The sequence below is a fragment of the Limnohabitans sp. genome, assembly GCF_044373035.1.
Taxonomy (GTDB): domain Bacteria; phylum Pseudomonadota; class Gammaproteobacteria; order Burkholderiales; family Burkholderiaceae_C; genus Limnohabitans_A.
In genome coordinates this window covers 24,742-31,643 of the sequence record NZ_JBILQU010000023.1, presented here as the reverse complement: position 1 = coordinate 31,643, position 6,902 = coordinate 24,742, and the positions used below count along the sequence as shown (strand labels likewise).

Sequence of the window (6,902 nt, the reverse complement as noted above, 5' to 3'; positions counted from 1 at the left end):
GCCTGCATGGCCAGGTGCTCAATGGTTTGCGCATTTACAACCCGCAAAACTTGGGTGAGGTTTTGGGCCGCTTGCCCGTTACCGATGTGTTGCTGGCCCTGCCCACGGCCACGCGCCAGCGGCGCAACGCCATCTTGGCCGATCTGGCTCACCACCATGTGGCAGTGCGCACCTTGCCCAGCGTGACCGACTTGGCCGCAGGCCGTGTGGGCCTGAGCGATGTGCGTGAGTTGGATATTGACGACCTGCTGGGCCGCGACGCAGTCAAGCCCAATGGCTTGCTGATCAACCGCAACACCCACCACAAAACAGTGCTGGTGACCGGGGCCGGTGGCAGCATTGGCAGCGAGTTGTGTCGCCAGATTTTGCAGTGCCAGCCGCAGCAGCTGCTGCTGTTAGAGATGAGTGAATTTGCCCTGTACCAGATTCACCAAGACCTGCAGGCGCAGCTGGCACGCCAAGCCACCCAAACAGCGCTGGCGGGCGACGCCCCCGGCATACAGACCGAGCTGGTGCCGCTGTTGGGATCGGTGTGTGACGAGTTGCGCATGCAAGAGATCATGCGCACCTGGCGGCCGCACACGGTGTACCACGCGGCCGCTTACAAGCATGTGCCCCTGGTAGAGCACAACCCGGCCGAGGGCGTGCGCAACAACGTGTGGGGCACACTGGTGTGCGCCCAGGCCGCAGCGCGCAACGGGGTGGCCAACTTTGTGCTGGTGAGCACCGACAAGGCCGTGCGCCCCACCAACATCATGGGCGCCACCAAGCGCCTGGCCGAGATGGTGCTGCAGGCGCTGGCCATGGCCTCGGCCCAGCGCCCCCAGCAGCACACCACCTTCACCATGGTGCGCTTTGGCAATGTGTTGGGCTCCAGCGGCTCGGTGGTGCCCTTGTTCCGCGAGCAAATCAAAAACGGCGGCCCCATCACCCTGACGCACCCGGACATCACCCGCTATTTCATGACCATCCCCGAGGCGGCGCAGCTGGTCATTCAGGCCGGGGCCATGGGCACGGGGGGCGATGTGTTTGTGCTGGATATGGGCCAGCCGGTGCGCATTGCCGATTTGGCGCTGCGCATGGTGGAGCTGTCGGGCCTGAGCGTGCGCGACGAGGCCAACCCCGAGGGCGACATTGCCCTGCAGGTGACCGGCCTGCGCCCCGGAGAAAAGCTCTACGAAGAGCTGCTGATTGGCGACAACCCGCAGCCCACGCAGCACAAACGCATCATGAAAGCGCACGAAGACCTGCTGCCCTGGGACGCGCTGCAGCCTCAGCTGGACGCGCTGCAGGCCTGTGTGTTGCGCAACGATGTGCCCGGTATGCGGGCCCTGCTGCAAACCTTGGTGCCGGGCTACACCCCGGCCGATGCGGTGGTGGACTGGGTGAGCTTGGCCCGGGCCAATGGCCCCAGACTGGAGACTTTGTGATGGTGCAGGTGACGGCCTTTGCGGCTGTGATGGCGGCGGCCCTGTTTGCGCAGGCCATGAGCCTGGGCGGCTTGGTGATGGTGAGCACGGTGCTGCAAGCCACGGCGGTGGTGAATGTGCCCCTGGGCAGCGCGGGTGGCCAAGGTGTGGCCGCTTATGGCGTGTCGCCTTACATGGTCATGGCCCTGGTGGCTGGGTTGGTGTGGTTGTGGCGACTGGGGCAAAGTCGCCGCTTGTTGCTGCCGCAGCACTTGCGCTGGCCGCTGGGCTTTTTGTTGGCGTATCTGGTGGTGGCAGCGCTGGGGGCTTGGCTTTTGCCCGTGTGGTTTGAAGGCATGCCGGTCAATTTATTGGTGGAGATGGACGCCATCAACAAGCTGGCGTCTTTGCGGGCCACCCTGTCCAATTTGGTACAAACGCTGAACCTTGTGGTGCATGTGGCGGTGCTCTTGTTTTTGCTGCAGGCAATGCAACGGCCAGACGGGCTACGTGGTATCAAAGCGGGCGTGGTGGGGGCCTTGGTGCTGGTGTTAGCAATTGGGTTTTATGAGCAGTGGGCACAGTTCAATGGAACGCCCAGTTTGACGCCCCATCTTGCCAACAACCAAGGTTACTCGCAGGCACCTGTAGCTGAAAAAGCGCTGTGGTACAGAATTGGATTGCCGTTCACAGAGCCCTCGTATACCAGCGCCTACCTTGCTGCAACCACCGTTGGCCTTTGGGCAGTTGTTTTGATGGGGCGTGGCTGGTGGTGGGCTTGGCTGGCAGCGGTCTTGTCGACTCTGGGCTTGCTCAATTCTTTAGGCTCCACCGGCCTGGCGGCAACCGCTGTGGCAATGGCGGCCCTGTGTCTGTGGGTACTGGGTAATGCGCTGCGCCCATCCACCGGCTTTGGCCTCAGGCTGCGGGCCGCTTTGCTGGGGGTTTTGCTGCTGCTGGCCAGTACCTGGGGGGTGCAGATGTACACACAATCCGCGATCAAACCCAAGTTGGACGGGTTAGTTGACAGCTTGATCGTGGGCAAGGTCAAGCTAAAAGACGGTGTGCGCGAGTTGTCCAACAAGCGGGCGCTGGAGATCGTGCAAGAGACTTATGGCCTGGGCGTAGGCATGGGCAGCAACCGCGCATCGAGCTTTTTTGCCAGCTTGGTGAGCAACACCGGGGTGCTGGGGGCAGCGCTTTTTTGCGCCATGTTGGTGTCTTTGCTATGGCGCTATATCAGGGCACCTGCCTTGACCGACATGCAAATCTTTGTGGCCGTGGCCCTGCCCACCGCCACCCTCGCCATGGGCCTGGGCATCCCTGACCTGAACCTGCCCATGTACTGGGGGTTTATCTTTTTGGCATTCGTCTTTTGCCCCGAGCCCATTAAATCGGGGTCAGATCCCAATTAATTTAATCGGGGTCAGATCCCAATTGTTTTGTCATCCCGTAAATTGGGGTCAGATCCCAATTGTTTTGTCATTGCGAGCGAAGCGCGGCAATCCATGGATCGCTGCGTGCCTCGCGATGACGGCGGGAATGGTATATCTCTGTTCTCCGTCAAAAAACTTAGCTGCAATAAATCATATTACCCTAGCCTTGGTTTGGCGTGATACCCTAGCTATTGATTTGCCCTCTTTCCTGACGTAGATGTCATCCATGGCCACAACCACCCCTTCACAGCGCCGTCTGGCTGAAGCCCTCAAGTCTTTCAAGGCACGGCAGGACGAGGGCCGGTACGTTCTGCGTTCAGACGATCTCGGTCGCACTGAACGAGAGTCGCTTGTGAAGGCTGGCTATTTGCGACCCATCATCAAAGGCTGGTACATGTCGTCGCGCCCAGACGAGTCAGCCGGCGACACCACTGCTTGGTTTGCCTGCGCAGCGGAGTTCATCGGGCGGTACGCCGAGAGCAGGTTTGGAGATCAGTGGTGCGTGTCTGCCGACCATTCGGTGCGTTTGCATGCAGGCAACACCACTTTACCGCCACAGCTGGTCTTGAATGCACCCGCCGGACAGAACTCGGTGATTCAACTGCTGGCGGGCCATTCGCTCCTGGACTACCGTGCCAAAGATTTCCCTCAAGTGGACAAGCGCAACACGGTCGGCGGCTTGCGTGCGATGACGCTCGAACAAGCCCTGATCCGCGTGCCTGTATCGTTCTATCGCACCTACGCTCGCGATGCACAGATTGTTCTCACATCCATGCGCGACGCCGATGAGCTGGTGCGCCAGTTGCTGGATGGTGGTCACAGTGTGGTCGCGGGACGTCTTGCGGGTGCCATGCGGGCCTGCGGGCGCAACGATATAGCCGACGATATCGCAGGCGTCATGCGCCGCGCGGGTTATGCATTCACTGAGGTCAATCCATTTTTCGATCCGCTACCGGCGTTGTGCGCCACGCGCGGCGAGTCGCCTTATGTGACCCGCGTACGGCTGATGTGGGCCGAAATGCGCGAGGATGTGATCGATAGCTTTCCCGCTGAACCAGGTTTGCCTGTGGACAAGGAGGCTTACTTGACCGCTGTGCAAGACACGTATTTGCGCGATGCCTACAACTCACTGTCTATCGAGGGCTATCACGTGACCAACGCGCTGATCGAGCGTGTGGCCTCTGGCATCTGGGATCCTGAAAAAAATGATGCTGACTTGCAGTCCAAAGACGCGTTGGCAGCACGGGGGTACTTTTTGGCGCGTCAGAAAGTGGAGGCGTCCATCCGCAGGATTCTTGGCGGGGAAAACGCCGGTCTTGTGGTTGCGCAGGACCACCGCGTCTGGTACCGCGAGCTCTTTGGGCCGAGCGTCGATGCCAAGCTGCTGAAAACTTCGGACCTGGCGGGTTACCGCAGCCATCAGGTTTTCATTCGCAATGCCGCTCATGTGCCGCCTCCCAAAGAGGCCGTGCGGGACATGATGCCTGCCCTGTTCGAATTGCTGGAAACAGAACCGCACGCTGCAGCGCGTGCCGTGCTGGGCCACTTTATTTTTGTTTTCACGCACCCGTACATGGATGGCAATGGCCGTATTGGGCGCTTTCTGATGAACGCCATGCTGGCTTCGGGTGGGTACCCTTGGACCGTGATCGAGGTGACGCGTCGATCGGATTACATGGAGGCACTCGATGCTGCAAGCTCTGGCGGCGACATTGGGCCATTTGCCAAGTTTGTGGCATCAAGCCTGAGCGGTGAGATGATGTCTGCTGCGCAGTAGGGCTGAAAAAAAGTAGTAAAAATTGAAAAACTGGGGTCAGATCCCAATTTTTTCTTCTCGATCAAGGAGCCTTCGGGCTCCTTGCTTCTTTCTGGGTATTGTTTTCATTTTTAATGGGTTGGATGCCATGGTTGCCGTGATTGCAGCCTTGGCCAGTGGCTTTGCACTGCTGCTGTTTGTGTTCATTCGCAAGGCGTTGATCAATGCGGTCGCACACCCGGAGTCTGCCAAGAAGATTGCACAGATCAAACAATCGTTTGGAATTTCTTCTAAGACGACTTGAAGTCTTGCTGTTGACGCCGATCCAATATTGACCACCTGGGGGGGGCAGCTAAATTCTTGGTGTACGTTTTACATTGCTTTCAGAAAAAGTCCGTCAAAGGCATCGAAATGTTGGCAAAGCGGCGGTAGTTCTCGCAGAACTGGGAGTAGCGCCAGGGCTTGACCGGGTGATCGGCGCTGAACAGGTCGGCTGTTTCGGCGCAGTATTCCTCCCAGAGCAAGGCAAGCGTCATGCCTTTGCGGCGCAGCTCTTGGTGAATGCGGCCGAAGTCGGCGGGGGCGTAGATGTCGCTGGGCTTGGGGGCGGGCAATAAACGCCGCTCCAGGCTGGCTTCGTCCATGGCGGCGATGGCGGGCCAATCCAGACGTGCGGCCACGGCCAGGCCTGCGTATTTGGTGACCACGCCTTTGGAGATGCCCAAAGCGGTGGCGATTTGCTGGTGCGACTGCTGGCCTTCGAATTTGAGACGCAAGGCGTCTTTGAGTTTGCGCATGTTGATCCTTGGGGCGGGCATAGCGGTCCTGCAAAAAGGATTGACGCTAACCCGGCCTGAATATGAAATACATGCGCAACACCGTGCGGGTGTTGTAGACCGGCGGACCGGTCACGATGACCGGAATGGCCGGTCACGATCCCGGAATCAGCGGTCACGTTGCTCCGGAATACCCATACACGCAAGGCGCAATGCGTTTAACGCTGGCGTGAAAGTGAATTTTTCAGGGACGACAAATTAGTCGCCCCTGCAAAACTCCTGAAGAATGGGTGACACGCGTTTCCGGCAAAAATTTTAAACCAGATGATTTGCCGGAAACTGTGATTGAACATGCCGAATGTTTCCGGCAAAATAGATGAATAAATATTTTGCCGGAAACACGATGAAGCCACTGTCAAACCAGCAACGACTGCATCAAGTCAATACAGAGCAGCTTTTCGAGAACTACCGTACGGCTTTGCACCATGCGGCATCCTATCAATATGGCATGCGATGGAAAACGGTCCGTGGCAAGGATTATCTTTTCCGGGACAAGGATCGTCGAGGAAATGGGAGGTCGCTGGGTCCACGTTCGGCAGAAACGGAAGGATTGTTGGCAGCTTTTACGGCGGGTCGTGCTGGGGCGCAAGAGCGCTTGCAATTGATCACCGAAAAAATTCAGGAGCAGGCCAGGCTGAACAAGGCATTGCGTTTGAGTCGTGTGCCACGTGTGGTGGCTCGGGTGCTGCGTGAACTGGATCGAGCGGGTCTTCATGACAGTTTTACGGTGATCGGTACCCAGGCGTTGTACGCTTATGAGGCGGTGGCAGGTTCGCATTTTTTGTTGGAATTGCTGGCGTCAGGCGATGTGGATCTGCTCGACGATGTGCGCCAAAAAATGACAGTGGTGTCCAACAAGCTGGATGGTGAGGGCTTGCTGGGCTTGCTTAAGAAAGCGGACAAGACATTTGAATGTGTCCGGGAAAATGGCTACCGCGCCGCCAATGCCGGGCAGTTCATGATTGACTTGGTGATTGCGCCTCGTGGAATGCAAGAATCCGAAAACATCACGTTTTGCGAGGCGGACCTTGTGGCGACTGAGGTGCCGGGGCTGCAGTGGCTCTTGAACGCTCCCAAGTTGGATGCCGTTGCCATTGATGAAGATGGATGGCCTGTGCCCATGCGTGTGCCTGACCCGCGTGCTTTTGCTTTGCACAAGGCTTGGCTTTCCGGTTTGCCGGAGCGCGAACCTCTTAAAAAACCCCGTGACCTGGAGCAAGCACGATCAGTCGCGAAACTGGTCGTCGACGAAATGCCGCACCTGCCGTTCGAGAGCACCTTGACATCACTGCATGGTGATGTCCGTAAGATGCTGCCGATGTTGATCCAATCAGGATAGGCGTGGTGACCCGATTAATTCGTCATGTCGAGCGAAGCGCGGCAATCCATGAATCGCTTCGTTCCCAGAGATGACGGTGAAATGGACGACACATTGAAAGAGCCGTCAGGCTCTTTTTTTTCGCAG

Annotated in this window: 5 protein-coding genes and 1 pseudogene; 5 read left to right on the top strand and 1 reads right to left on the bottom strand. The window is 58.1% G+C overall.

What is annotated here, in order from left to right; translation table 11 throughout:
- From ACIQ47_RS05735 to ACIQ47_RS05720, 4 genes are all read left to right on the top strand, one after another.
- Positions 1-1,430 (top strand): polysaccharide biosynthesis protein (locus tag ACIQ47_RS05735; RefSeq protein ID WP_396437232.1); only part of this gene is annotated, 1,430 nt, incomplete at its 5' end.
- A complete protein-coding gene (locus ACIQ47_RS05730; RefSeq protein WP_396437231.1) occupies positions 1,430-2,824 on the top strand; it encodes a hypothetical protein in 1,395 nt (464 codons plus the stop codon). The genes ACIQ47_RS05735 and ACIQ47_RS05730, both read left to right, overlap by 1 nt.
- A 247-nt stretch (positions 2,825-3,071) precedes the next feature.
- Positions 3,072-4,622, top strand: a complete 1,551-nt coding sequence (locus ACIQ47_RS05725; RefSeq protein ID WP_396437230.1) for a Fic family protein — start codon at positions 3,072-3,074, stop codon at positions 4,620-4,622.
- Between the two features lie 127 nt (positions 4,623-4,749).
- On the top strand, positions 4,750-4,905 hold the full coding sequence (locus ACIQ47_RS05720) for a hypothetical protein (protein ID WP_396437229.1): 156 nt from the start codon (positions 4,750-4,752) through the stop codon (positions 4,903-4,905).
- Between the two features lie 112 nt (positions 4,906-5,017).
- Here ACIQ47_RS05720 and ACIQ47_RS05715 read toward each other — a convergent pair.
- Positions 5,018-5,398 (bottom strand): annotated as a pseudogene (locus tag ACIQ47_RS05715) (IS21 family transposase); the annotation flags it as partial.
- Between the two features lie 355 nt (positions 5,399-5,753).
- Between ACIQ47_RS05715 and ACIQ47_RS05710 the strand changes: the two are divergent.
- Complete coding sequence (locus ACIQ47_RS05710) at positions 5,754-6,776, top strand: GSU2403 family nucleotidyltransferase fold protein (protein ID WP_396437228.1); 1,023 nt, start codon at positions 5,754-5,756, stop codon at positions 6,774-6,776.
- Positions 6,777-6,902 lie beyond the last annotated feature (126 nt).